At 69.5% G+C, this 24,928-nt stretch carries 21 protein-coding genes and 4 pseudogenes; 17 read left to right on the top strand and 8 right to left on the bottom strand.

Translation table 11 applies throughout. From position 1 onward, the window contains the following. The 4 genes from ACN6LM_RS10160 to ACN6LM_RS10145 form a co-directional block, all read left to right on the top strand. Positions 1-271: CoA-transferase (locus ACN6LM_RS10160; RefSeq protein ID WP_445064976.1), on the top strand; the 271-nt coding region annotated here is incomplete at its 5' end. A gap of 138 nt (positions 272-409) precedes the next feature. Further along, positions 410-1,624: an FAD-dependent monooxygenase gene (locus ACN6LM_RS10155; protein WP_445064975.1), complete on the top strand. Its 1,215-nt coding sequence runs from the start codon at positions 410-412 to the stop codon at positions 1,622-1,624. A gap of 22 nt (positions 1,625-1,646) precedes the next feature. Further along, positions 1,647-2,684 carry a cupin domain-containing protein gene (locus ACN6LM_RS10150; protein WP_445064974.1) on the top strand — a complete coding sequence of 346 codons (1,038 nt, stop codon included), beginning with the start codon at positions 1,647-1,649 and terminating at the stop codon, positions 2,682-2,684. A 38-nt stretch (positions 2,685-2,722) separates the two neighbouring features. Next, complete coding sequence (locus tag ACN6LM_RS10145; RefSeq protein ID WP_445064973.1) at positions 2,723-3,586, top strand: fumarylacetoacetate hydrolase family protein; 864 nt, start codon at positions 2,723-2,725, stop codon at positions 3,584-3,586. Between the two features lie 204 nt (positions 3,587-3,790). Here the strand turns inward: ACN6LM_RS10145 and ACN6LM_RS10140 are convergent, their stop codons facing one another. After that, positions 3,791-4,846, bottom strand: coding sequence for a LacI family DNA-binding transcriptional regulator (locus ACN6LM_RS10140; protein ID WP_445064980.1), 1,056 nt, complete (start codon positions 4,844-4,846; stop codon positions 3,791-3,793). Between the two features lie 145 nt (positions 4,847-4,991). Here ACN6LM_RS10140 and rhaI point away from each other — a divergent pair, with 145 nt between their 5' ends. From rhaI to ACN6LM_RS10115, 5 genes and pseudogenes are all read left to right on the top strand, one after another. Beyond that, a complete protein-coding gene (rhaI, locus tag ACN6LM_RS10135; protein WP_445064972.1) occupies positions 4,992-6,161 on the top strand; it encodes an L-rhamnose isomerase in 1,170 nt (389 codons plus the stop codon). A gap of 89 nt (positions 6,162-6,250) precedes the next feature. Further along, on the top strand, positions 6,251-8,290 hold the full coding sequence (locus ACN6LM_RS10130) for a bifunctional aldolase/short-chain dehydrogenase (RefSeq protein WP_445064971.1): 2,040 nt from the start codon (positions 6,251-6,253) through the stop codon (positions 8,288-8,290). 140 nt (positions 8,291-8,430) lie between these two features. Beyond that, positions 8,431-9,951 (top strand): rhamnulokinase, encoded by a 1,521-nt coding sequence (locus ACN6LM_RS10125; RefSeq protein WP_445064970.1) that lies wholly within the window; start codon positions 8,431-8,433, stop codon positions 9,949-9,951. A gap of 209 nt (positions 9,952-10,160) precedes the next feature. After that, a pseudogene (locus ACN6LM_RS10120) lies at positions 10,161-10,343 on the top strand (IS5/IS1182 family transposase); the annotation flags it as partial. Next, positions 10,317-10,649 carry a helicase associated domain-containing protein gene (locus ACN6LM_RS10115; protein ID WP_445064979.1) on the top strand — a complete coding sequence of 111 codons (333 nt, stop codon included), beginning with the start codon at positions 10,317-10,319 and terminating at the stop codon, positions 10,647-10,649. The pseudogene ACN6LM_RS10120 and the gene ACN6LM_RS10115, both read left to right, overlap by 27 nt. A 58-nt stretch (positions 10,650-10,707) precedes the next feature. Here the strand turns inward: ACN6LM_RS10115 and ACN6LM_RS10110 are convergent. The 3 genes and pseudogenes from ACN6LM_RS10110 to ACN6LM_RS10100 all read right to left on the bottom strand — a co-directional run. Then, positions 10,708-10,929, bottom strand: a pseudogene (locus tag ACN6LM_RS10110) (helix-turn-helix domain-containing protein); the annotation flags it as partial. An 8-nt stretch (positions 10,930-10,937) separates the two neighbouring features. Next, positions 10,938-11,954, bottom strand: a complete 1,017-nt coding sequence (locus ACN6LM_RS10105) for an NADPH:quinone oxidoreductase family protein (protein ID WP_445064969.1) — start codon at positions 11,952-11,954, stop codon at positions 10,938-10,940. Positions 11,955-12,000: 46 nt separating this feature from the next. Beyond that, positions 12,001-12,366 (bottom strand): MerR family transcriptional regulator, encoded by a 366-nt coding sequence (locus tag ACN6LM_RS10100; protein ID WP_445064968.1) that lies wholly within the window; start codon positions 12,364-12,366, stop codon positions 12,001-12,003. 640 nt (positions 12,367-13,006) lie between these two features. Here ACN6LM_RS10100 and ACN6LM_RS10095 point away from each other — a divergent pair. After that, positions 13,007-13,175: pseudogene (locus tag ACN6LM_RS10095) on the top strand (response regulator transcription factor); the annotation flags it as partial. A gap of 103 nt (positions 13,176-13,278) precedes the next feature. On the opposite strand, the pseudogene ACN6LM_RS10090 reads toward ACN6LM_RS10095, so the two are convergent. Further along, positions 13,279-13,846, bottom strand: a pseudogene (locus ACN6LM_RS10090) (prephenate dehydratase domain-containing protein); the annotation flags it as partial. Between the two features lie 194 nt (positions 13,847-14,040). Between ACN6LM_RS10090 and ACN6LM_RS10085 the strand changes: the two are divergent. The 7 genes from ACN6LM_RS10085 to ACN6LM_RS10055 all read left to right on the top strand — a co-directional run bounded on the left by ACN6LM_RS10085 (position 14,041) and on the right by ACN6LM_RS10055 (position 21,663). Beyond that, on the top strand, positions 14,041-16,365 hold the full coding sequence (locus ACN6LM_RS10085; protein ID WP_445064967.1) for a helix-turn-helix domain-containing protein: 2,325 nt from the start codon (positions 14,041-14,043) through the stop codon (positions 16,363-16,365). Between the two features lie 240 nt (positions 16,366-16,605). Beyond that, positions 16,606-17,619, top strand: coding sequence for a helix-turn-helix domain-containing protein (locus ACN6LM_RS10080; protein ID WP_445064966.1), 1,014 nt, complete (start codon positions 16,606-16,608; stop codon positions 17,617-17,619). Between the two features lie 104 nt (positions 17,620-17,723). Further along, complete coding sequence (locus ACN6LM_RS10075; RefSeq protein ID WP_445064965.1) at positions 17,724-18,809, top strand: LLM class flavin-dependent oxidoreductase; 1,086 nt, start codon at positions 17,724-17,726, stop codon at positions 18,807-18,809. Next, positions 18,806-19,462: a CE1759 family FMN reductase gene (locus tag ACN6LM_RS10070; protein WP_445064964.1), complete on the top strand. Its 657-nt coding sequence runs from the start codon at positions 18,806-18,808 to the stop codon at positions 19,460-19,462. The genes ACN6LM_RS10075 and ACN6LM_RS10070 overlap by 4 nt, the downstream gene beginning before the upstream one ends. A 51-nt stretch (positions 19,463-19,513) precedes the next feature. Continuing rightward, positions 19,514-19,915, top strand: a complete 402-nt coding sequence (locus ACN6LM_RS10065) for an SsgA family sporulation/cell division regulator (RefSeq protein ID WP_445064963.1) — start codon at positions 19,514-19,516, stop codon at positions 19,913-19,915. Between the two features lie 172 nt (positions 19,916-20,087). Next, positions 20,088-20,750, top strand: a complete 663-nt coding sequence (locus ACN6LM_RS10060) for a hydrolase (protein ID WP_445064962.1) — start codon at positions 20,088-20,090, stop codon at positions 20,748-20,750. Positions 20,751-20,829: 79 nt separating this feature from the next. Then, positions 20,830-21,663, top strand: a complete 834-nt coding sequence (locus ACN6LM_RS10055; RefSeq protein WP_445064961.1) for an alpha/beta fold hydrolase — start codon at positions 20,830-20,832, stop codon at positions 21,661-21,663. A gap of 194 nt (positions 21,664-21,857) precedes the next feature. On the opposite strand, the gene ACN6LM_RS10050 is transcribed toward ACN6LM_RS10055, so the two are convergent. The 3 genes from ACN6LM_RS10050 to ACN6LM_RS10040 are packed head-to-tail and all read right to left on the bottom strand — an operon-like array spanning position 21,858 to position 24,871. Next, complete coding sequence (locus ACN6LM_RS10050; RefSeq protein WP_445064960.1) at positions 21,858-22,421, bottom strand: Dps family protein; 564 nt, start codon at positions 22,419-22,421, stop codon at positions 21,858-21,860. Further along, a complete protein-coding gene (locus ACN6LM_RS10045) occupies positions 22,418-22,933 on the bottom strand; it encodes a DoxX family protein (RefSeq protein ID WP_445064959.1) in 516 nt (171 codons plus the stop codon). Before ACN6LM_RS10045 ends, ACN6LM_RS10050 begins: the two co-directional genes overlap by 4 nt. Before the next feature lie 27 nt (positions 22,934-22,960). Then, the gene (locus tag ACN6LM_RS10040; protein WP_445064958.1) at positions 22,961-24,871 is read right to left on the bottom strand and encodes an amidohydrolase; all 1,911 of its coding nucleotides are present in this window, start codon (positions 24,869-24,871) and stop codon (positions 22,961-22,963) included. Positions 24,872-24,928: the final 57 nt, after the last annotated feature.

The raw sequence follows: 24,928 nt of genomic DNA, 5'->3' as shown, positions 1-24,928 counted from the left end.
CCCCCCCCCCCCCCCCCCCCCCCCCCCGCGCAGGGTCATCGTTCTGACGGAGCACACCGCCAAGGACGGCACCCCGAAGATCGTCCGGGAGTGCTCCCTCCCGCTCACCGGCCGCGGGTGCGTCGACCGGATCATCACCGATCTCGGTGTCCTCGACGTCACCGACCGCGGCCTTGCCCTGGTCGAGACCGCCCCGGGTGTCACCGTCGAACATCTCCGCGCCCGCACGGGCGCCCTGATTCACGTCGACAGCACCGCCGCTGCCTGCTGACCGCCCTCCCTCCCCCGCCGGTCCCTGCGTGGGCCCGCACCAAGAATTCCCGCTCCTGCCCCGATGGCCCGTACACCCAAGATCCCGACACAGACCCCCAGGTCGGGAGACGGACCCTGCCCCAAGGAGGCACCTGTCGTGACGACTTCGCCCCTGCACATCGCCGTCGTCGGCGGTGGCATCGGCGGCCTGGCCGCCGCCCTCGCCATCGCCCGTTCCGGCCACCGCGTGAACGTGGTGGAGCGCGCTGCCCGGTTCAGCGAGATCGGAGCCGGCCTCCAACTGGCTCCGAACGCCTCGCTGGCGCTGGAAGAACTCGGCGTTCTCGATGCCGTGAAGCGCTCCGCCGTCGCCCCGCCCCAGCTCGTCATGATGGACGCGCTCACCGGCAAGCAGGTCACCGCTCTCGACCTGCGCAGCGACGCCTACCGCAGCCGTTTCAAGCACCCCTATCTCGTCACCCACCGCACCGATCTCCACGGCGCCCTGCTGGCCGCCTGCGAGGAACACCCGTCGATCACTCTGCACACCGGGCGGACCGTCACCGACGCGGTCCAGACGCAAGAGGAGGTGCGCCTGCACTTCGCCGAGACCACCCAGCAGCTTGCTGCGGACGCAGTAGTGGCCGCTGACGGCCTGCATTCCCGGCTCCGGCAGATCCTCGTCAACGACGGCGCCCCCGTCTGCTCCAGGTACGTCGCCTACCGCGGCGCCCTGCCCGTCACCAGCATGACGGGGGCGATGGCGCAGCACGCCACGACGGAGTCGGTCATCGTGTGGGCCGGACCGCGCATGCACCTCGTTCAGTACCCCGTGCGACGCGGCGAGCTGTACAACCAGGTCGCCGTCTTCGAGAGCGACCACTACGACCCCGACTCCGACGACTGGGGAACCGAGGCCGAACTGGAGAAGCGGTTCGCCGGGGCCTGCGACGCCGTGCGTGACGCCCTGCCACTGGTCGCCCGGGACCGGCGCTGGCCACTGTTCGACCGGCTCCCGATCACCGACTGGGTGCACGGCCGCATCGTGCTGCTGGGCGACGCCGCCCACCCGATGCTGCAGTACCTGGCCCAGGGCGCCTGTCAGGCGCTGGAGGACGCTGTGGCCCTCGGCCACGCTCTGCGCGATCACGACCGCCCGGAGGACGCGTTCGCGTCGTACGCCGCCCTGCGTACCGAGCGGGCTGCATCGATCCAGACGAACGCGCGACGCTTCGGCGAGATCTGCCACCTGGACGGCGCGGGCGCCTTTCTCCGTAACCGGCTCCTTTCCGGCCGCACTCCCGAGGACTTCGACGACATCGCCTGGGTATGGACCCCCGCCGGCGATCGCCCGCCGGCAACCACCCTGTGAACAACCAGCGCGAGGAGACACCATGACCGACGACCCCGCCTACAAAGCCCTCGATGAGCTCGGCGCCGCACCGCTGTGGCGGTTCTACGGCAACCTGTTCCCGGCCCAGCCCCGCAGCAAGGCCGTCCCCTACCGGTGGAGCTGGAAGGAGCTGCGGCCTCACCTGCTGCACTTCTCTCGGACCCTGTCTCTGGACGAGGCCGAACGCCGGGTCCTCATGCTGGTCAACCGCGGGCTCACCGATCCGCCCGCCACGGTCAACACCCTCTACGCCGGCCTGCAGATCATCCTGCCCGGCGAAACCGCCCAGGCCCACCGCCACACTTCCAACGCCTTCCGCTTCATCCTGGAAGGCGACGGCGCCTGGACCACTGTCAACGGCGAGCGCGTCTTCATGGCCCCCGGCGACCTGCTCCTCACCCCCGGATGGCACTGGCACGACCACACCCACGAAGGTGACGCGCCGATGATCTGGCTCGACGCCCTGGACTACCCCCTGGTCAACGCACTGGAAGCGGGCTTCTACGAGAAGTACCCGCAGCGGCTCCAACCCGTCGCCCATCCCGACGACGGAGGCAGCCGGCAGTTTCTCCACGGCCGCCTGACTCCCTCCTGGATCACCCCCGAGGGGCCCAACTCGCCCATCACCCGCTACACCTGGCAGGAGACCAGCCGGGCTTTGGAGGCCATTGCCGACACTGCCGACGGCAGCGACGTCGACGGGATCGTCCTGGAGTACACCAACCCCTGGACCGGCGGCCCGGTCATGCCCACCATCGCCTGCCGGATCCAACGGCTGCGACCGGGCTTCAAGGGGGCAGGCCGCCGCCACACCGCCTCCACCATCTTCAGCGTCGTCCGCGGCGAAGGCGCCACCATCGTGGACGGCAAGCGCCTGGACTGGACGGAGAACGACACCTTCGCCATCCCGGGCTGGGCCTCCTACCGGCACCTGAACACCTCGACGTCCGGCGACGCGGTCCTGTTCTCGTACAGCGACGAACCCGTGATGCGGTCCTTGGGCCTCTACCGCAGCGAGAGCGCCGACCCCGACGCCTGACCACTCCCCCGCTTTCCCACACCACCAAGGAGGCCACAATGCGTCTGGCCCTGTTCGACAACGGTCGCCTCGGCATCGTCGAGGGCGACACCATCACCGACGTGACCGACCAGGTCACCCACTCCCCCACCGGTCCGGCCGGTGTACTTCAGCTGTACATCGAAGCGCTGTCCCACGTCTCCGGTCCGGTGCTCAACCCGGCCGACGGGCCCCGGCTGGCACTCACCGACGTGCAGTTGGAGGCCCCGCTTCCGCGCCCCGGCAAGATCATCGGCGCGCCGGTCAACTACCTCGACCACAAAGCCGAGATGGACTACCCCACCTCCATCGCCGACCTGGGCGTCTTCCTGAAGGCCAACTCATCCGTGATCGGCCCGGACCAGGACATCGTCCTGCCCTACTCCGACATCCGCACCGACCAGGAAGGCGAACTGGCCGTCGTCATCGGCCGGACCGCCTCGCACGTCAGTGCCGAGAAGGCCCTCGACCACGTCTTCGGCTACACCTGCCTGCTGGACATCACCGTCCGCTCCGGCGAGGACCGCTCCACTCGAAAGTCCTTCGACACCTTCACCCCCATCGGCCCCTGGATCGTCACCGCCGACGAGATCGCCGACCCCGACCGGCTGGACCTGCGGTGCGACGTGGCCGGCGAGACCCGGCAGAGCACGAACACCGAGTACCTCATCTTCGGTGTGCGGGAACTGGTCGCCTACGCCTCCTCGGTGATGACCCTGCACCCCGGCGACGTGATCGCCACAGGAACACCGGCCGGAGTCGGCCCGCTCAGCCACCGGGACCGCGTCGTCGTTGAGATCGAAAAGATCGGCCGCCTCGAAGTAGGCGTGGACGGCTCCCGGGCGACGCCGTACGCGTCGCGGCCGGGGCACCGCCGAGGCTGATCCGCCCGTACCCCGTGCGAGGCGATCTCGAGGACATCGCCGAGGGACTCCCGCGCGGGGCCCGGTGAGCAGAAAGCAGCCGTGCTGAGCCCTCTCGAGCCGCATCGCCCTGCCGCTGCCGACCGGCATGCCTCTGGCCGTACGGGCAGTCTTCGGCCGACTGGCCGCCGTGGTGGCAGCCGGCCCACGCAGGGCCCTCTGCACTCAGGACCGCGGCGTGCTCGACCTGCGTACGACTAGCTCGGGCTGGAGCACGATGCCGGTGTGCTGGTGCTCAGGGGCCGCGTCGAATCCCTCGATCTCCTGTAGCAGGAGTTGCGCGGCGAGGCGGCCGATCTCCGCTGCCGGATGGCGTACCGAGGTCAGCGGGATGAGGCTCGCCTCCGCGAACTCGATGTCGTCGTAGCCGACGACGGCGAGGTCGTCCGGGACGCGCACGCCCGCGTCGAAGGCCGTCTGCATGACGCCCAAGGCCATCAGGTCGTTCGCGCAGAAGACGGCCGTCGGGCGGGGAGCGAGGCCGATGAGCCGGGCCCCGGCGTCCCTGCCGGCGGCGACGTCGAGCCTGTCGGCCGGGATGTCCACGATCGCGTCGGCGTCGAGGCCCGCTTCCTGAACCGCGCGGGCAAGCCCTTGGCGCCGGTCTCTTACCTGCTGCAGATGCTCGGGGCCGCGCACGAAGGCGATGCGCTGGTGACCACCGGCAATCAGATGCCTGCCCGCGAGCAGGCCCCCCAGTTCGTCGTCGGCCGCCACTGAACAGGCCGTCTGCTCATCGACCGCCCGGTCGACCACGACGAACGGAATGTTCGCGCGTCGCAGCGCCGCCCAAGGCTCACCGTGCGAGGCAACCGGAGCGAACAGGACACCGCGGAGGCGCTGCTCGACGAAGAGTGACAGGTATGCCTGTTCGGCCGACGTGCTCTCCGCGCTGTTGCACACCATCACGCCGAGGTCCGCCTCGGCGGCGACGCGTTCGGTGCCTTGTGCGAGAACGGCGAAGAAGGGGTTGCCGGTGTCCATGACCAGCAGTCCGAGCATGCGGCTCCTGCCGGCACGCAGCTGTCGCGCCGACTCGCTCCGGACATACCCCAAAAGGTCGATCGCGGCGTGGACACGAGCCCGCACCTCAGGCGAGACGCGGTCGGGCCTGTTCAGGACGTTGGAGACCGTGCCCACAGATACACCTGCCTGACGCGCCACCTCCTTGATGCCGATCACTGACGACGTCCGTTCTGCTCGATTCCGTAGGAACGTCATCCTAAGCCAGCACCTCGCGTTGGAATGAATCCTTTCAACCAGACCGAACACAGTGTCTTGACTAGCGGCACACTGCGTGCTTCATTATTAATGAAACGATTCAAACACCGATGCGTAGAGCACGGCTCTGGTTTTGAGGTTGCCAATGACTGTCGTACGGGACGCTGTGAAGGCTGCGCTCAAGTCCCAGAGGATCGAGACCCCTTCCTGGGGCTACGGAAACTCCGGCACCCGCTTCAAGGTGTTCTCCCAGCCGGGTGTCCCGCGGACGCCGTGGGAGAAGCTGGATGACGCTGCGAAGGTGCACGAGTTCACCGGTGTCGCGCCGAAGGTGTCCTTGCACATCCCGTGGGACCGGGTGGACGACTACGCGGCTCTCGCTGCCTATGCCGGGGAGCGCGGTCTGGAGCTGGGCGCGATCAACTCCAACACCTTCCAGGACGACGGCTACCGGCTCGGCAGCGTCTGTCACCCGGATGCGAAGGTGCGCCGCAGAGCCGTCGATCACCTCCTGGAGTGCGTCGACATCATGGACGCAACGGGATCGACGGATCTGAAGCTGTGGTTCGCCGACGGCACCAACTACCCCGGCCAGGACGACATCACCGGCCGCCAGGACCGGCTCGCGGAGTCTTTGGCCGAGGTGTACGAGCGACTCGGCGAGGGCCAGCGGATCCTGCTTGAGTACAAGTTCTTCGAGCCGGCGTTCTACACCACCGACGTGCCGGACTGGGGGACGTCGTACGCCCACTGCCTCCGACTTGGCCCCAGGGCGCAGGTCGTCGTGGACACCGGCCACCACGCGCCGGGCACCAACATCGAGTTCATCGTTGCCTTCCTGCTGCGCGAGGGGAAGCTCGGCGGCTTCGACTTCAACTCGCGCTTCTATGCCGACGACGACTTGATGGTCGGGTCCGCCGACCCCTTCCAGTTGTTCCGGATCATGCACGAGGTCACCAAGAACGGCGGCCTGGACGCTTCCAGGAATGTGGCCTTCATGCTCGACCAGTGCCACAACATCGAGGCCAAGCTTCCCGCTGTCATCCGGTCCGTGATGAATGTCCAGGAGGCCACCGCCAAGGCTCTCCTCGTCGACCCCGACGCGCTCGCCGCCACGCAGCTCTCCGGTGACGTCCTCGCCGCGAATGCCGTGCTGATGGATGCCTACAACACCGACGTCCGACCGCTGCTGCGGGAGGTACGGGAGGAACAGGGGCTGCACCCCGACCCGGTCGCCGCGTATGCCGCTTCCGGTTGGCAGGAGCAGATCGCGTCCGAGCGCGTCAGCGGACAGCAGGCCGGCTGGGGCGCCTGAGCGCGTCGGCCCTCCGAGCTGCTTACGCGCCGAGCAGGCGCCCCCTTCTCTTCTTCCCCGCACACTTCGCATCCGAAGGACCGATCTCCATGGCCACCCATCCCGAAGTCGCCGCCCTCCTCGACCGTGCACAGCGGCTGGGCTCCGACCCCCGCAACACCAACTACGCAGGCGGCAACGCATCCGCCAAGGGCACCGTCACCGACCCCGTCACCGGCTCCGACACCGAGCTGATGTGGGTCAAGGGGTCCGGGGGCGACCTCGGCACCCTCACCGAGGACGGCCTCGCCGTCCTGCGGCTCGACCGGCTGCGGGCCCTGAGGGGCGTGTATACGGGTGTGGAGCATGAGGACGAGATGGTCGCCGCCTTCGACTTCTGCCTGCACGGCAAGGGCGGAGCGGCGCCGTCCATCGACACCGCCATGCACGGTTTGGTGGATGCCGCTCACGTGGATCACCTCCACCCGGACTCCGGCATCGCGCTCGCCTGCGCCTCGGACGGGGAGAAGCTGACGGCACAGTGCTACGGGGAGAAGGTGGCCTGGGTGCCGTGGCGGCGTCCCGGCTTCCAGCTCGGGCTGGACATCGCGGCGATCAGGGATGCCCACCCCGAGGCCATCGGCGTGGTCCTGGGCGGGCACGGGATCACCGCGTGGGGTGCCAGCGCCGACGAGTGCGAGGCCAACGCGCTGTGGATGATCCGCACGGCGGAGACCTTCCTTACGGATAACGGCAAGAAGCAGCCGTTCGGCGTCCCGCTGGCCGGCTACGGGGCGCTGGACTCCGAGGAGCGTCAGGCACGGGCCGCCGCGCTCGCGCCTGTCATCCGTTCCCTGGCCTCGCACGACCGGCCGCAGGTCGGCCACTTCACGGACGCCGACGTCGTCCTCGACTTCCTCGCGCACGACCAGCACCCACGTCTCGCCTCTCTGGGCACCTCGTGCCCGGACCACTTCCTGCGCACCAAGGTCCGTCCCCTCGTCCTGGACCTGCCGCCAACGGCCCCGTTGGATGAGGCCGTGGCCCGGCTGAAGGAACTGCATACCGAGTACCGCGAGGAGTACGCCGCCTACTACGCGAGGCACGCCTCCACCGACTCGCCGGCCATGCGCGGCGCGGACCCCGCCATCGTGCTGGTGCCGGGCGTCGGGATGTTCTCCTTCGGCAAGGACAAGCAGACCGCGCGGGTGGCGGGCGAGTTCTACGTCAACGCGATCAACGTCATGCGCGGCGCCGAGGCCGTCTCCTCCTACGCCCCCATCGATGAAGCGGAGAAGTTCCGCATCGAGTACTGGGACCTGGAGGAGGCCAAGCTGCGTCGTATGCCGAAGCCGAAGCCCCTGGCAACGCGCGTGGCCCTGGTGACAGGTGCGGGCTCCGGTATCGGCAAGGCCATCGCACACCGGCTGGTCATCGAGGGCGCCTGCGTGGTCGTCGCCGACCTGAACGGCGAAAACGCCGCTGCCGTGGCCGAGGAACTGGGCGGCCCGGACAAGGCCATCGCGGTCACCGTGGACGTCACCTCCGAGGAACAGATCAGCGCCGCGTTCCGTGCGGCCGTTCTCGCATTCGGGGGCGTCGATCTCGTGGTCAACAACGCCGGGATCTCGATCTCGAAGCCGCTGCTGGCCACGACCACGAAGGACTGGGACCTCCAGCACGACATCATGGCCCGCGGGTCGTTCCTCGTCTCCCGCGCGGCCGCCGGAATCATGATCGAGCAGGGCCTGGGAGGCGACATCGTGTACATCGCCTCCAAGAACGCCGTCTTCGCCGGACCGAACAACATCGCCTATTCCGCCACCAAGGCCGACCAGGCCCACCAGGTCCGCCTTCTCGCCGCCGAACTCGGTGAGCACGGCATCCGCGTCAACGGCGTCAACCCCGACGGGGTCGTGCGCGGTTCGGGCATCTTCGCCGCGGGATGGGGGGCGCAGCGCGCCGCGACGTACGGCATCGAGGAGGACAAGCTCGGTGAGTTCTATGCCCAGCGCACGCTGCTGAAGCGAGAGGTCCTGCCCGAGCACGTCGCGAACGCGGTGTTCGCCCTCACGGGCGGTGACCTCACCCACACCACCGGCCTGCACATCCCCGTCGACGCCGGTGTCGCCGCGGCCTTCCTCCGCTGAGCACCCCTCGATCGCCTGGGGCGAGTGACTGACGCGCCCGCCCCGAGGCACCGCGGACCGGCGGCACGATGCCGGCCAAGGCCCGGCCCTGACACCAGGCCCTCCACGGCGCCGCCGGTCCGCCATTCGCCAACTTCCCGATGAGCCCCCCGCACCGCAGAGGTTCTGCCCCCGTGACCAACACTCCCCCGCCCTCCGCATTCGCCGCGGTCGATCTCGGCGCCACCAGCGGACGGGTGATCGTCGGCCGTGTGGGCTCGGATCGTCTTGACCTCACCGAAGTGCATCGCTTCGGTAATACCCCCGTGCGGCTGCCGGACGGACTGCGCTGGAACGTCCTGGCCCTGTTCCAAGAGATCCTCGACGGCCTGCGCGCATGCGCCCGCTCCGGCGGCGTCGCCTCCATCGGCGTCGACACCTGGGCCGTGGACTACGGCCTCCTCGACGCCGACAACGCCCTCCTCGGCAACCCCTTCCACTACCGCGACTCGCGAACCGAGGGCGCCGCCTCGGGCGTCTGGGCAGAAGTCGCCGCCGAGACGCTCTACAGCATCACGGGCCTCCAGCACCTCCCCTTCAATACGGTCTTCCAGCTCGCGTCCGGCACGGGAGCCGTTCAGAGGGACGCGGCCCGCACCCTGCTGCTCATCCCGGATCTCCTGATCCACTGGCTGACCGGGTCGATGGGTGCCGAGGAGACCAATGCCTCCACCACCGGTCTCTTCGACGCCCGGACCGGCACCTGGTCCAACCACCTCATGAAGCGCCTCTCCCTCGACCCGGGCCTCTTCCCGCCCTTGCGCAGACCCGGAGACGCGGCCGGTACCCTCCTCCCCCACGTAGCCGCCTACACCGGACTTCCCGCGCATACGCCGGTGACTACGGTCGCCTCCCACGACACCGCTTCCGCAGTCGTCGCCGTACCCGCCACCGAACCCGACTTCGCCTACATCTCCTGTGGAACGTGGTCCCTGGCCGGCCTCGAACTCGACGCCCCCGTCCTGAGCGCCGCCTCCCGAGCGGCGAACTTCACCAACGAACGCGGCATCGACGGAACCGTGCGCTACCTGCGCAACATCATGGGGATGTGGCTCCTTGAGGAATGCCGGCGCACCTGGGACAAGGAAGACCTCCCCGCGCACATTCCGACGCTGCTCGCCGAAGCCGCCGAGGCGCAACCGTTCGCCGCGATCCTGGACCCCGACGCCCCGGAGTTCCTCGCCCCCGGCGACATGCCCGCCCGCATCCGGGAGTACTGCGCCCGGACCGGACAACACCTCCCCGCCGGCCAGGGCGCCACCGTCCGCTGCATCCTGGAGAGCCTGGCCCTCGCCCACCACCGCACCCTGCGCCAAGCCGCAGAGCTCGCAGGCCGCGACATCACCCGCATCCACCTCGTCGGCGGCGGATCACGCAACGAGCTGCTCTGCCAGCTCACCGCCGACGCCACCGGCCTGCCAGTCGTCGCCGGCCCCACCGAAGCCACCGCACTTGGCAATATCCTCGTCCAAGCCCGTGCGGCCGGCCTGGTGGGCGACCTCTCCGACATGCGCCGCCTCATCGCCCGCACTCAGCACCTGCGGCACTACGCCCCCCAGGGCAACAGGGCCGCCTGGGACGCAGCCGCCGCCCGAATCGGCTCATCAACGAGGATCCCGTAGCGCTGCGGACGCAGGACCTCGGCGGCAGCCCAGTTTCCCTACACGACGGCCGCAAAGTTCTCGTGGCACCGCTCACAGAAACGGTTCAGCTGGAGCTGCTGTTCGCGTTGCAGCAGCGCGAGCAGCGAACCCAAATGCTCTATCCGCGACCGGTCAGGCTCGCTAGAGGTTGTCCCGTAACTGCTGACCAGAGGTGAGATGATCTTGCCGTGGCTGGTGTGATCACGGCGTCGGAGCCCTCCTGGATAGGCCCGTTCACCGGGCTGCGCCCTCGGCAGTTCAGCAAGTTGATCACCGCGCTTCGGCGTGAGGGCGCCGATCCGGTCCGCAAGGGCCAACCGTGGTCGCTTCCCGACGCGACCACGATCTCCGCGTTCCTGCGCACCCGGGTCTACCGGCCCGAATCCCTGGTCTGGCTCAAGGGTTACCAAGCCCCGATCCGCTGGCGGAAGGCGAACGAGATCACCGGCCTCCACGCCGTTCCCTACGACGTCGAGGTCGAAGTCACGAAGTCGTCCTCCCTTGGCCGATGGGTGCACCAACAGCGCGAGTCCGGGAGGGCCGGAGAGCTCGGCCCTCACCGCGCGGAGCTCCTGGACTCCGGAGGCCGGATGGTCTGGGAGCCCGGTGAGGAAGCCTGGGCGCGTAGTCGCGGGGCTGGCGGTTGGCCCCCTGCCGCGCTGTCGGGTCGGTGGTAGTTGTAGTGGACGTTTCAGACGCCGAGGGCGTCGCGGCGTTGATCTTCGGAGACCCGGCTGCGGGCGTAGAGGAACTCTTCGCCGTCGGCTGACGCCGTGGTGTGGAGGAACGGTCCAACAGACCGAGTTCACCGTGCTGACGGTAGCGGTTGACTCATTTCGACGCGCAGGCACGGGAGATCCCCATCTTGGCCGCCACGTGAGCAGTCGGGCGGTTCTGACAGCGCTGCACGAGCCGCAGTCTCCCCTCGGGGGACAGCGGAGCATTCCGATGAAGCACAGGCGTTCCTAGCGCCAGGGATCGAGGGCAAGCTTGCCCAGGGTCTGGCCCGCTTCGAGTTGCTGCAGCACCGCCGGTCCCTCGGCCAAGGGATGCACGTGAGGGGTGCCGGGTGGGTACACGCCGTCGTCGATAAGGGCCTCGATGTCGACGAGCAACGACTGGTAGAGGGACGGAGCCGCGACCGCCAGTGCACCGATGTGCAGACCCTTGACCTGGACTTGGTGGGTGAATACCAGGTCGTGAGTGGTGAGGGTGGCGTCGCCGGAGGCGGCGCCGAACACGACGATGCGTCCGGTGAAGGGTTTGGTGACGGACAGGCTGGTCTTGAACGTGGCCTGTCCCACTGATTCCAGGACCAGGTCGACACCACCGGTCAGGCGGGTGATCTGCTCGGCCAGATCGGGGCGCCGGCTGTCCAGGACCTCGTCAGCGCCGAGCGCTTCGACGGTGTGATGCTTCTCCGATGAGGCCGTCGCAATCACGCGTGCGCCGTAGTGGCGAGCGAGGCGGACGGCGGCCTGCCCGACACCGCCGGCCGCGGCATGTATAAGGACTACCTCACCCGCCTTGATCTCGCCCAGCGGCTTCAGCGCCGCCAAGGCAGTGGCCCAGTTCAGCACCAGGCCGAGGGCTTCGGCATCGCTCCAGCCGGACGGCACGGGAAGCACGCCCGCGGCCGGCATCGTCATGTACTGCGCGAAGGCACCCGGCCCGGCTCCGACCACGCGGGTGCCGAGCTGCAACGGAATCTCGACGCCCGGGCCGACCCCCACGATCTCACCGGCGGCCTCGAAACCCGCCACGTAGGGCGCCTGCGGGCCTCCTCCGTAGGTGCCGTGGGTCTGCAAGACATCGGCGAAGTTGACCCCGGCGGCGCCGACGCGGATCAGGTACTCGCCGGGCCCAGGGGTGGGGCGGCGGTGATCAGTCGTGAGAGCCAGGTCCTTCGGTCCCCGGCGCGACTGCTGGACCAGTGCTCGTACGGTCAGGCCGACGGTGTTCTGCTGCTTGTTGATCTCCATGGACCGAACGTAGGAGCCTGACACTTATGTCAAGGTCAAGCGGCTGTCAGAGATCAGTACGGCGGGCCTCTCGCAGGTAGGCGTCGAGCGCCGCCTGCTGATCGCTGAGCACGGCGATGCGGGCGGCGAGCCGATCGCGATGGCTCTGCACCTCGTGAAGGAACTCCGCGCACACCACATCGGTGCCGGCATCGGACCCGTCGGTGAGGCCGGGCAGGACTTCCCTGATCAGCCGCACGGGCAGCCCGGACTCCAGCAGTGAGCGGATGACGAGCACCCGGTCGATGGTGGACTGACAGTAGTCACGGAACCCGTTGCTGAAACGGCCAGGGACGATCAAGCCCTCGTCCTCGTAATGCCGCAACGATCGCGCACTCACGCCGCTGATTCTGGCGGCATCGCTGATCTTCATACATGCAGCCAACGTCCAAGGGAGCGGCTATCTTCCGACACTCGCCGCGACGGGTTTCGAACGCCACCCGCGCGACGACTGCCAGGAGCTCGCCCGCGTCGCCCTGCGTCCTGGAGCGCGAGTTCCTCTCCACTACCGCCCGTCCGTACGACAGCGGACAGCGTGCCTACCTCCAACTCGACACCGGCAACACGGCCTCCGCCCCGGACTGATTCCGCCTCATTCGCGGTACGAAATTCAGGACTTGCCCAGGCCAGGGGACACCCCCGATGCCGTCCGGCGTGCACGCACCCGCACCACGGGAGTGCTGACCGCGCCGGTCGGTGCCGGGAGAGCGGGGGCTGGAAGAGGCGAAGCCCCTCCCCAGCAGCCAGCGACCCCGGCCGTGCGTACTTCAGGCCCCACACCTGCGGATCCAGGAGCCGATGTGACCGCCCATCGCGGCGCCGACCTGGCCGGACTGCCAGTGCTCAGACCTGAGGCCCTTTGCGTACGCGCTCTTGTAATCGCCGCACGCTGAGTACTTGTCGGGCGGTTCAGTTGCGACCTCCACTCTCCCGAAGTTTTCACCGACCGCCGCAATGACTGGGTCACCCGGCTGGAACTATCCGTCCTGGCCGCGGAGGCGCTGACCGCGTAGGAACTGCGGATCGCCACTCTGGCGGCGACCGGACTGACCAACAAGCGGATCGCCGAGCGGCTGGTCCTGTCGCACCACGCCATCGGCACGCACCTGTACCAGATCTACCCCCAAGCTGGGCATCACCTCGCGGGCCGCCCTGCGGGGGATCCGGGAGCGGCTGGCCTAGCACGTCGTACGCGGGCCGGCGGCCCTCCCCGGTCAGCTCCTCAGCCGGTGGGGGCCGGGTAGACGCCCAGGATGCGCACCTCGGAGGAGAAGAAGCGCAGTTACTCCAGGGCCAGGGCGACCTGCTGTTCGTCGGGGTGGCCCTCGGCCTCGACGTAATAGCGGCTGGCGTTGAGTCCCGTGCCGATCTGGCAGCTCTCGATCTTGGTGAGGTTCCCCCCGCCGGTGGCGAATCCGCCGAGTGCCTTGTAGGGCGCGCTCGGGATGATGCGCACGCTGTAGAACAGGCTCGTCATGGTCGGCTGACCCGGGTCCGGGGCGGGGGCGGGCCTGCGGGGCAGGACGACGAACCGCGTGGTCTTCTCCAGGTCGTCCTCGACGCCGGCGCGCAGGTCGTCGAGGCCGTGCGGCCCGGCCGCGGCAGGGGGCGCGATTGCCGCGTGCCGCGCGTCGCCCAGCTCGGCCACCTCGCGCGCCGCGCCGGCGGTGTCGTCGCAGACCAGGTCCGCCAGCCGCCTTCCCGCAGCAGCTTGCGGCACTGCCCCAGGGCGTGTACGTGGCTCCGGACACATTCGACCTGGTCCGGGGTGGCGCCGGCGACGCCCATCAGGTCGAAACGGATAGCGAGGAAGTCTCGCCGACGATGAACAGCCCGGGCCCCGGCAGCAGGTGGACCTGGTGGGGGCAGTCATCGGTGCCTGGTGCGCGCGTACTAATGTCGAGATCAGCGAATTGCCCACCTTCCTCCGTTGCGCTCATGAGAGCACTTTGCCTCTTATGAGCGCAACGTCGTCGAGGGAGCCGTAGTTCGTTTCCGGCGGATCCACCAGGAAGGCAAGGCCAGCATGGTTCGGGACGGTCACTCGGTGACGGTCTCTTCTCTCGGCAGGTTGGTGCGACGGCTGCGGCTCGCGCGGGCGCTCACGATCGAGCAGCTCGCGGAGGCGTCCGGGGTATCTGTGCGTGCGATCGGTGACATGGAGCGGGGTCGCAGCACGCGGCCTCGTCGCGGCACCGTCGCGGCGCTGACGCAAGGGCTCCGGCTCGGGGAGGCAGAGGCGGAGGAGTTGCTTGCGGCGGCGCGAGCCGACCGTGCGGAGCAGGAGGCTCCGATGGCTGCCCCGGCCGACCAGCACTTCGCCCTTTTGCCTCGGGGCATTCGCGACTTCGTGGGACGTGACAAGGAGCTGAGGGTGCTCAGCGGCCTCGTCGAAGGGGTTCGGGAGGTAGAGGAAGGGGCCGAGCCGCCGCTGCCTCCGGTCGCGGTGGTCTCAGGGGCGCCCGGAAGCGGCAAGACGACCCTGGCGGTGCACCTTGCCGAGAAATGGCGGGCGCTCTTTCCTGATGGCGCCTTCTTTCTGGACCTGCGCGGCCTTGAGGATCGGCTGCCGACTCCGGAGGAGACGGTCGTCCGGTTGCTGAACGCCTGGGGGGTCGACGAGGCGCAGGTTTCGCGGCTCACCAGTGAGGAGCGGCTCGCGCTATACCAGTCCACGGCAGCCGGCCTGCGGGCGGTGCTGATCCTGGACAACGCCGGCCACGAGTCGCAAGTACGGGCGCTGCTCCCGGCGGAGGGCCAGCTGCTTGTGGTGGTCACCAGCCGTCGGCCGCTGGCCGGGCTGAGCGGGGTGCGCCGGCTGGAACTCGGGATGCTCGCCGAAGCCGAGTCGGCAGCCCTGTTGCGGGCTGTCGTGGCCGACGGCCGAGTGGATGCGGACCCCGTTTCGGCGGCCCGGGTGACCGCGCTCTGCGGTCACCTGCCGCTGGCGCTGCGGGTTGCGGCAAACTGGGCGGCGACCCGCTCCGGGTGGAGCCTCGGACGGCTCGCGGAGCGGCTCACCGACGAGGACCGCCGGGTGGATGCCCTCAGTGCCGGCGACTTGGGGGTCGGCTCGGCGTTTCACCTGTCGTACTCCCGTCTTACCCCGGACACGGCCCGCGTCTTCCGCCTGCTGTCGATGATTCCCGGCGGAGACTTCGACGTCCCGTACGCCGCCGTACTCGCGGAGATGAGTGCAGTGGAAGCGGAGGACACGCTGGAGGAGCTGCTGGAGGCTGGACTCCTGACTACGTCAGTGGGAGACCGCTACCGCTTCCATGACCTGCTTCGCCTGTACGCGCGCGCCCGGCATCGCTACACGGACGGTGAAGATGCCTCGGCAATCGCGGCCGGCCGGCTGCGCGCGTGGCTGCTGGACATGGTCGAGGCTGCCGGACGGGTCGTCTCAGGAGAGGCCGCCGCTGACGAGCAGGGCGGGGCAGGGGCGTCGTCCGGGCATTTCCGTACCAACGCGGAAGCGTTGGAGTGGCTGCGGGTGGAGAGCGACAGTTGGCTTCCGGCCCTGCGCCAGGAGGCAGGACTGCAGCGCCCGCAGAGGGCGGTAGACGTCGCGCTCGCTGTGCGTTCCGTTCCCAGCATCTGGATCTCCTGGGGGCACTGGTCGGAGGTGTTCGCCCTCGGTGCCCGGTCAGCCGAGGCAGTGGACGACTCCGACTCGCGGGCCGCGTGCCTGAGCCTGCTCGCCTGGGTGCGCTGGCAGTGCGACCGGCGGCACGAGGAGGCGGTCATGGCCGCCACCTCGGCGCTCGCTATTGCGACGGCGTGCGGCTCGGTGAGCCGGCAGGCCGAAGCGTACATGTACCTGGGCTGGCTGCGGGATGCCGTGAACGAGGTGGCGCCCGCCGTCGAGGACATCGCGCGTGCCATGGAGCTCTACCTGCGTGCGGGTGACACCCGTCAATACCTCTATGCGGCGAATGTCAATATCACTGTGCTGCGCAAAGCAGGACGCACCAAGGAGGCGGTGGACACCCATCACGCCGTCATGCGGGCACTGTCGGGTATGCCAGGCAGCGGAGAGGATGCGCGCGACCTTCTCACTGCCCGCATATCCCGCTACCACGTCTCCTACGTCTACCTCAACGAGGGCCGGTGGGCTGAGGCGGCGAAGGTCCTGGACGGGATCGGCGAATCCTACGCGGAAAGCGGCTACCTCCTCGCCGCAAGCAAGATCTACCTCTATCTGGGTCACGCTCTGGCTCACCTCGGCCGGAGGAGCGAAGCGGAGCGCGCGTATCGGTCGGTGCTCCGCTTGGGCGATTCCGCTCCGGCCGAGATGCGGGAGGAGGCTTCTTCCGGGCTCTGCGGGCTTTCCACGGGGGCGTTCCCGTCCCGTAGCACCTTCGAGTAGGAAACCGGGTTTACTCAACGGTCCGGTGCGGGCTCGTCCCCACCCTTGAGCAGCCCACCTTCGTCGGCGTTCCGGACAGGCAGTTCCAAACCGCCTGGCTTCCGCCTGGTGACCGCGAGGGCGGCTTGGTTGGCTGGGGTCAGCGGAGGGAGCCGGGCGCAGGACGGTCTGCGGTCAGCTCCTTCCGTGCTCCCCACCCGACTTCACCACTCCGTTTCCCGGAGAGAAGGAGCCACTGCCTTGAGTCTTCTGCTGCCCGAGAGCCTCGTCCACGACGAGGCGGGTCTCGCCTGCTGGGGCTCATGGTGGAGCGATGCGGCCATGCCGGTCTCCGTCGCGACCGCCGACGGCAGGGCCCCGGACGGGGATGTCGTCATACACCGGCTGGGCGCCGTGACCGTCTCCGCAGTTGTGTCGGGCGCGCAGCGCGTAACCCGGGTCCCGGTGCGGAGGTCCGGCTCGGACGAGCCGGACCTCGTGCTCCTGCTCCACCCGCACGGCTCGGCAACGTACCGGCGGCGCGGCGACGACGTCCTGGCCGGGCCGAGTGTGCTCCTGATGCACGACAGCGCGCAGTGGTGCTCGCTGTCCTACGAAGGTCCCTTCACCGCTCTTGTACTGCGGGCACCCGCGCGGGCGGTCGGTCTTTCCGCGGCGCAGTTGGGCTCGGTGGCCGGCACGGCCCTGCCCACGACGGGCGGGACGGCTGCGCTGCTCGCGTCGCTTCTCCCCGCGGTCACCTCTCACGCGGACTGGGCACCCCGTGTCGGCGAACGGCTGGGGGCCGCGCTCGTGGACCTGGTGACGCTCCTCGTACTGGAGCACAGCGCGCCGGATTCGGAGACAGTGCAGGACGGTCCGCGCGGAGAGCTGGTGCGCAGGGTCAGGGCGTACATCGACGGGCACTACCGGGACCCATCGCTCTCCCCGGAGTCCATTGCGAAGGCCCATCACATCTCGCTGCGGTATCTCCACCGGGTCTTCGAGGCGGAAGAGTCGACCGTGGGCCGGCTCATCCAGCGGCGTCGGCTCGAAGAGAGCGCACGTGAATTGGCCAGGCCAGGGAGCCGGTCCGTGACCGTGGCCGCCGTCGCCCAGCTGTGCGGCTTCACCAACGCGGCCCACTTCAGCCGCGCCTTTCGCCAGCTGCACGGATGTTCACCGCTCGAATGGCGGTCGCGCGCCCTCGCTGCGCGCGGGGTGCCGGACGAGGCGGGGCGTTTCCTTGTACGACGGCCGGCCGCCGGGCGCTGAGCGGCAAAACCCCGTACACCGAGCGGCGCTCCGGCCCGCTTCCCCGCTCCTAGCCTCGCACCGGCGCGGCACACGCCGTGCCCAGGCTTCGAGTGAGGAACACCATGCAGTTCGGCATCTTCAGCGTCGGTGACATCACCGCCGACCCCGTCACGGGACGGCCGCCCACCGAGGGGGAACGGCTCAAGGCCATCCTCGCCATCGCGCTCAAGGCGGAGGAGGTGGGTCTCGACGTCTTCGCGCTCGGGGAGCACCACAACCCTCCGTTCGTCCCGTCGTCACCCACCACGGTGCTCGGCTGGATCGCTGCCCGCACCGAGCGCATCGTGCTGTCCACGGCGACGACGCTCATTACGACGAATGACCCGGTGAAGATCGCCGAGGACTACGCGATGCTCCAGCACCTCGCGGAGGGGCGGACCGACCTCGTGCTGGGCCGGGGCAACACCGGCCCGGTGTACCCGTGGTTCGGGAAGGACATCCGGGACGGGATTCCGCTCGCCGTGGAGAACTACGCGCTGTTGCGACGGCTCTGGGACGAGGAGAGCGTGGACTGGGAGGGCCGTTTCCGCACACCGCTGCAGGGATTCACCTCCACTCCGCGCCCGCTCGACGGCGTGCCGCCCTTCGTGTGGCACGGCTCCATCCGCAGTCCCGAGATCGCCGAGCAGGCGGCCTTCTACGGGGACGGCTTCTTCGCCAACAACATTTTCTGGCCGGCGCGTCACTACCAGCGGCTCATCCGCCTCTACCGCAGACGGTTCGCCCACCATGGCCACGGTACGGAGGAGCAGGCGATCGTGGGGCTCGGCGGGCAGGTCTTCATGCGCAAGAAGTCCCAGGACGCCGTGCGGGAGTTCCGGCCCTACTTCGACAACGCGCCTGTCTATGGGCACGGGCCCTCGTTGGAGGAGTTCACCGAGCAGACCCCGCTCACCGTGGGATCGCCGCAGCAGGTCATCGAGCGGACGCTGCGCTTCCGTGAGGACTTCGGCGACTACCAGCGGCAGCTGTTCCTCATGGACCATGCCGGGCTGCCGCTCAAGACGGTCCTCGAACAGCTCGACATCCTGGGCGAGGAGGTGGTTCCGGTGCTGCGCCGTGAGTTCGCGGCTGCCCGGCCCGCCGGGGTTGCTGAGGCCCCCACGCACGCGGCGCGCGCGCGTGACCTGGCGGGAACCGCCCGATGAGCCGCCCCGTGCGGCGCGTCGTGGTCGTGGCGGGCGGGCTCGGCGTCCCCTCGGCGACGGCGCTGCTGGCGTCCCGGCTCGGCGAGGCGACCCGCCACGCCTGCGCGGAGGTCGGGGTCGAGTGCGTCACCGAGGAGGTCTCGTTGCGCCCGCTCGCCCGTGACATCGCCTCCGCCCTCGTCACCGGCTTCCCGCCGCCCGACCTCGAAGAGGCGCTGGACCGCGTACGTGCGAGCGACGCGCTCATTGTGGTGTCGCCGGTCTTCACCGCGTCGTTCTCGGGACTCTTCAAGTCGTTCGTGGACCTGTGGGACCCGGACGGTTTCACCGGACGGCCTGTCCTCGTCGCCGCGACGGGCGGAACGAGTCGGCACTCGCTCGTCCTGGACCACGCCCTTCGGCCTCTCTTCGCTTATCTGCGCGCCGCGGTCGTTCCCACCGGTGTCTTCGCGGCGACTGCCGACTGGGGTACGGGCGCCGAGGACACCGACCCCGCGCTGCCCCGCCGTATCGGGCGCGCGGCGGCCGAACTCGCCACCGCCCTCGCCGCGCGCGGGGCTTCGGTGGTGTCCGGTCACGCCGAGGAGGAAGAGGAGGGCATCCGTGCGTTCGCCGCGCAACTGCACAGCCCCCGCGCGCACTCGGCGGGGTAGGCGCCGGGCGCGGCCGGTGAACCTGCGCCGTCGCACCTGGACGGAGCGGACGTGAACGGCGTCGTGCACGTCCTGACCGCAGAGGTCGTCGGGCCGCATGCTCACCTGGCACGGTTCACCGTTCATCTGCGGCATCTTCCGCACGACCCACTCGCCGTCCACTGCGACTTCCTGTCGCCCGACGGCCGGCCGATGGCGGCCTGGGTCTTCGCACGGGCCCTGCTGGAGGAGGGTGTGCACGGCCTCGCCGGTGAGGGCGACGTACTCGTACGCGCGGCCGGTACCCATACGGAGCTGGTCCTGCGGTCGCCCTCGGGCAGGTGCGTCCTGTACCTCCGTACCGCCGCTGTGCTCACCTACCTCGCTCGCACCAACACCTGGCCGCCGGCGGTCGCGGAGTGCGTCGCGCAAGCGGTCGACGAACTGCTTGCGGGCCTCACGGCGGCCGGCTGACCTCTGTGCCCTCCGCCCCGGGGCGGCAGGTGTGCAGGCAGGGCACAGGAAGCGGACCTTCACAGTCAACCGCCTTTTCACCGGCGGCCATAGGTTCGCCATGTCGAGAGCGGCACCGGTCGGTGTCCGGCTGCTCACACCCCCTCCCGCTCATCTCACCCAAGGAATCACCATGTTCGATCCCAGCTCCGTCCAGGCCGCTCCAAGTCCGGACCTGCTGACACCCGACAACGCGATGATGCTCTTCGTGGACCACCAGCCGCAGATGTTCTTCGGCGCGGCGAGCGCGGACCGTGCAGGCGTCATCAACGCCACGGTCGGGCTTGCCAAGTCCGCACGCGTCTTCGACGTGCCGGTGGTGTTGTCCACGGTGGCCGCCGAGTCCTTCTCCGGTCCGATCCTGCCGCAGCTGCTGAATGTCTTCCCGAAGCACGAGGTCATCGACCGCACCTCGATGAATGCGTGGGAGGACGCCGCGCTCGTCGAGGCGGTCAGGACCACCGGACGCCGCAAGATCATCCTGTCCGGTCTGTGGACCGAGGTCTGCCTCGTCCTTCCCGCTCTGTCCGCGCTGGGCCAGGGTTATGAGGTGTACGTGGTCGCCGATGCCTCCGCGGGCGTCACCGCGGAGTCGCACGAGCACGCCATGCAGCGCATGACGGCTGCGGGCGCCGTGCCCGTCACCTGGCTCCAAGTGCTCCTTGAGCTCCAGCGCGACTGGGCGCGCGGCGAGACCTACGCCGCGACGCTCGATGTGGTGAAGGAGCACGGTGGCGCCTACGGCATGGGCGTCGTCTACGCCCAGTCGATGATCAGCCCGCACGCGGCCGGCTGATCGACTCCCCCGTGGTGCCGGGCACCCCGTGGTGCCCGGCACCTGTCATTCCCATCCCACTTTCCCGAAGGAACCCACAATGTCTTTCCTCACCGTCGGCCATGAGAACAGCACCCCCATCGACCTCTTCTACGAGGACCACGGCAGCGGCCGGCCCGTCGTACTCATTCACGGCTACCCGCTCGACGGCCACTCCTGGGAGAAGCAGCTTCCCGTCCTGCTGGACGCCGGCTATCGCGTCATCACGTACGACCGGCGGGGCTTCGGGCAGTCGTCGCAGCCCACGACCGGCTACGACTACGACACCTTCGCCGACGACCTGCACGCACTGATGGAGCGGCTCGACCTGCGGGACGCGATCCTCGTGGGCTTCTCGATGGGCACGGGCGAGGTCGGCCGCTACCTCGGCAGGTACGGGTCCGGGCGCGTCGCCAAGGCGGTGTTCCTCGCGGGCCTCGAACCCTTCCTGCTGAAGACGGACGACAACCCGGACGGCGTCGACGGCGCCGTCTTCGACGGCATCCTGGACGCCGTGACCCGCGACCGCTACACGTACTTCGAGGACTTCTACCGGGACTTCTACAACCTGGACGAGAATCTCGGCACCCGCATCAGCGAAGCCGTCGTGCGCGCCAACTGGGCGACGGCGGCCGGCTCCTCCGCGTACGCCTCGCGTGCGGCCGTCCCTACGTGGCTCACCGATTTCCGCGACGACATCCCGAAGATCGACGTGCCGGCCCTGATCGTGCACGGCAGCGGTGACCGCATCCTGCCGATCGGCGCAACCGCCGAGCGCTTCCACGCGGCGCTGCCCGCAGCCGAGTACGTCGTGATCGACGGTGCCCCGCACGGTCTGCTGTGGACGCACGCGCAGGAGGTCAACGACGCGCTGCTCACTTTCCTGAAGCGGTAACTCCCTATCTGAGGCTCCCCCCCGGTGCCGGGGCGGTGACGGAACGACGTCCCCCCCCCCCCACCTTCGTGCGTGCGGGACTGGGGCCCACCCGGGCATCCCCGCCTTAAGGCACGTGGGTACAACCAAAGGCACTGGACACAGCGAAACGCCCCGCGTCCGGGAGACCGGACGCGGGGCGGGCGGTGAGGAGATCAGCGGGTCCAGGGGTTTCCTGGAGCGGACGCGTCAGTCGCCGCCTCGGCCGCGAGGAACCACGCCTGCCGTTCGCCCGTGCGGACGATCGATGACACGAGCAGGTCCTCGGTGCCGGGGTCGCCGAGGGCGCCGAGCCGGGCCGCTGCCTCGCGGGCGTCCACGAGGATGTTCTTGTGCGCCTTGAGCAGCCGGTGCAGGAGATCCGGCACGTCCTCGGCCCCGTCGGGGAAGCGGGGCACGGAGGTCAGTTCGGCGGCGTGCCGGGGATCGGCGACGGCGACCCCGCCGAGAGTCTGCACCCGTTCCGCCAGTTCGTCGACGAGTGCCTGCTGTTCGCCGGCGTGCCGGTCGAAGAGGAGGTGCAGCGAGTGGAAGAGACCGCCGCGCACCTGCCAGTGACTCTTCTTGTAGAGGGCGTACAGCATGTGGGTGTCGGCCAGTACGCGGTTGAGGCGCTGGGCCGCGTACCGCCGGGTGTCGGCTGTGAGGCCGAGCGGCACGGGGCGCACCGTCCCGAATTCCTGGAGTACGGCGGGGCGAGAGGTCTGCTGGGTGGTCATGAGGTGTTCCCTGGGGTGGTTGCGGGTGAGGGTGTGCGGTGGAGGAGCAGACGGGTCAGCAGGCCGCTGGCGAGCCCGAGTACGAGGCAGCCGGTGTTCAGCCAGACCGGCCAGGGGGTGGCTTCGAGCCGGGAGTCCAGTGACCAGGCACCGGGGCCGGCCAGGACGAGTGCGGCCGGGACCGCTATGAGGAGCAGGGGGTATTCGTAGCCGTCGTTCTGCACCCATAGGCCGTGCGGGCGCTTGACGGTGAGGGCGACGGTCATGACGCCCATCACGCCGGCACCGGCGAGCGGTGTGAGGGCCCCGGCGGCGAGCAGCAGTCCGGCGCCCACCTGGGTGCCTCCGGCGGCGAGAGCGGTGAGCCGCCCGCCCCGGAATCCGTCATGCCGGAACTCCTCGACGCCGCCCGCGAGGCCCTTGCCACCGAGCCGGAAACTGATCTTCTGCACTCCGTGGCCGGCCACGAGCAGTCCCGTGACGAGCCGGAGCAGCAACAGCGCGCTGTCCACGCGTGTTTCTCCTTGTAGTGAGGTCGGTCAGAGCACATAACAGGGGTCGAAGACCCGCGGCGCCGTGTCCTCGGGTGCGAAGCCGCGTGCCACCCGCCACTGCCGGTGCTGTTCGGAGGCGCCGACCGCCTCGGCGATCCGGTCGGCCTGCCGCGCTCCGATGAGGCCCGGCGGCGGTGTGGCCTGGTAGCCGCCGAAGTGGGCGACGGGACTCCAGGACGGGGTGAGTGGCGGCAGCGCCTCGTCGACGCCTTCGTGTTCGGCCGCCGCGTACACGATCCGGCCGCCCACGACGGTCAGCACGGACTCGATGTGCGGGATGTCGTCCTGGTGGACGGCGAAGTAGTCGTGGCTCAGCAGGGTGAAGTCGGCGTAGCGGCCGACACTGAGGGTGCCCTTGACGTCCGCCTCGCCGGTGATCCGGGCTCCGCCGCTGGTGTACAGCTCCAGGGCACGTTCGCGGCTCAGCAGCCGCTCCGGCGGGTAGAGGCACAGGTCCCCGACCGTACGCCCGGTGACGAGCCAGTGCAGCGCGACCCATGGGTTGTACGAGGAGACTCGCGTCGCGTCGGTCCCGGCTGCCACGGTCAGACCGGCCTCCAGCATCTCGCTGACCGGTGGAGTGCGGGCGGCGGCCTGCGCTCCGTACCGCTCGGCGAAGACCCGGCCCTGGAACGACATCCGGTTCTGCACACCGATGGCCCCGCCCAGGGCGGCGATGCGCTCCAGGCTGCCGGAGGAGACGGTTTCGGCATGGTCGAAGAGCCAGCGGCCCTGTCCGGGGAAGAGCCCGTCGGCGGCGAGCTTCTCGAAGACGGCGAGGTCACGGCGGATCGTCTCGTCGTACGTGGCGTGGAGACGAAACCCCCAGCCGTGTTCGAGGAGCAGCCGCACGGCCTTCTCGAACTCGCTCTCGTAGCCGGGGGCGAGGCCGGGACGCGGTTCTGCGAAGTTCTCGAAGTCGGCGGCGGCCCAGATCAGGTTCTCGCCGGCCCCGTTGAGCCGCAGCCAGGCGTCCCCCTCGTCAGGCTTCACCATTTCCGTCCAGCGGGCCAGATCCGCCAGTTCCTGCCCGGCGGTCTGCGGGAAGAGGTGGTAGGCGATGCGCAGGGACAGCTCTCCGGCCCGGGCGAGGTCGGTGACGGCGGCGTAGTTGTCGGGAAAGTTCTGGAAGCCGCCGGCCGCGTCGACCGCCGAGGTGAGCCCGAAGCGGTTGAGTTCGCGCAGGAAGTGCCGTGTGGACAGGCGCTGCTCCTCGAGGCCGAGGCCGGGGGCGCGGGCGAGCGTCGAATAGAGGACGAGGGCGCTGGGGGCGGCCAGGAGGAGGCCGGTGGGCTCGCCGTCGCGGCCCCGGACGATTTGACCGCCGGCGGGGTCGGGGGTGTCGCGGGTGAGTCCTGCCGCGCGGACGGCGGCCCGGTTGAGCAGCGCGGACTGGTAGAGGTGCAGCACGAAGACGGGTGTGTCGGGGGCGGCCGCGGTCAGTTCGGCGACGGTCGGCATGCGGCGTTCGGCGAACTGGTCGGCGGTCCAGCCGCCCACGACACGGATCCACTGGCCCTTCGGCGTACGCCCGGCCTGTTCACGCAGCATGGCGAGGGCCTGCCGCAGCGACGGCACACCGTCCCAGCGCAGTTCGAGGACGTAGTTGAGTCCGCCGCGGATCACGTGCAGATGGGAATCGTTGAGGCCGGGCACGATACGGCGCCCGAGGGCGTCCACGACGCGGGTGGCGGGACCGGTCACGGCGGCGACGTCGGACTCGTCACCGATCGCGAGGATCATGCCGTCGCCTACGGCGAGGGCCGAAGCGGCGGGCCGGGCCGGGTCACCGGTCCACACCCTGGCGTTACGGACGACGAGGTCGGCGCCGGCCGCCGGGTCGAGGCCCGGCTGCGGCGTGAACCCGCCGACGGGCATGGAGGTGCTACTGGTCATGGAATGAGGCTCCAGGAGGTGGTGAAAGAGGCACGGCGGCGGATCGCGACGCCTGCC

This window comes from Streptomyces sp. SAS_281 (assembly GCF_052542855.1).
This window is presented reverse-complemented; position numbering and strand designations above follow the sequence as displayed.

Coding starts and splice junctions, on each gene's coding strand:
- ACN6LM_RS10055 (WP_445064961.1), top strand. CDS start 20,830: ATGTCTTTCCTCACCGTCGGCCATGAGAACAGCACCCCCATCGACCTC.
- ACN6LM_RS10145 (WP_445064973.1), top strand. CDS start 2,723: ATGCGTCTGGCCCTGTTCGACAACGGTCGCCTCGGCATCGTCGAGGGC.
- ACN6LM_RS10075 (WP_445064965.1), top strand. CDS start 17,724: ATGCAGTTCGGCATCTTCAGCGTCGGTGACATCACCGCCGACCCCGTC.
- rhaI (WP_445064972.1), top strand. CDS start 4,992: ATGACTGTCGTACGGGACGCTGTGAAGGCTGCGCTCAAGTCCCAGAGG.
- ACN6LM_RS10125 (WP_445064970.1), top strand. CDS start 8,431: ATGAGCCCCCCGCACCGCAGAGGTTCTGCCCCCGTGACCAACACTCCC.
- ACN6LM_RS10140 (WP_445064980.1), bottom strand. CDS start 4,846: ATGACGTTCCTACGGAATCGAGCAGAACGGACGTCGTCAGTGATCGGC.
- ACN6LM_RS10105 (WP_445064969.1), bottom strand. CDS start 11,954: ATGGAGATCAACAAGCAGCAGAACACCGTCGGCCTGACCGTACGAGCA.
- ACN6LM_RS10130 (WP_445064971.1), top strand. CDS start 6,251: ATGGCCACCCATCCCGAAGTCGCCGCCCTCCTCGACCGTGCACAGCGG.
- ACN6LM_RS10060 (WP_445064962.1), top strand. CDS start 20,088: ATGTTCGATCCCAGCTCCGTCCAGGCCGCTCCAAGTCCGGACCTGCTG.
- ACN6LM_RS10150 (WP_445064974.1), top strand. CDS start 1,647: ATGACCGACGACCCCGCCTACAAAGCCCTCGATGAGCTCGGCGCCGCA.
- ACN6LM_RS10070 (WP_445064964.1), top strand. CDS start 18,806: ATGAGCCGCCCCGTGCGGCGCGTCGTGGTCGTGGCGGGCGGGCTCGGC.
- ACN6LM_RS10100 (WP_445064968.1), bottom strand. CDS start 12,366: ATGAAGATCAGCGATGCCGCCAGAATCAGCGGCGTGAGTGCGCGATCG.
- ACN6LM_RS10050 (WP_445064960.1), bottom strand. CDS start 22,421: ATGACCACCCAGCAGACCTCTCGCCCCGCCGTACTCCAGGAATTCGGG.
- ACN6LM_RS10040 (WP_445064958.1), bottom strand. CDS start 24,871: ATGACCAGTAGCACCTCCATGCCCGTCGGCGGGTTCACGCCGCAGCCG.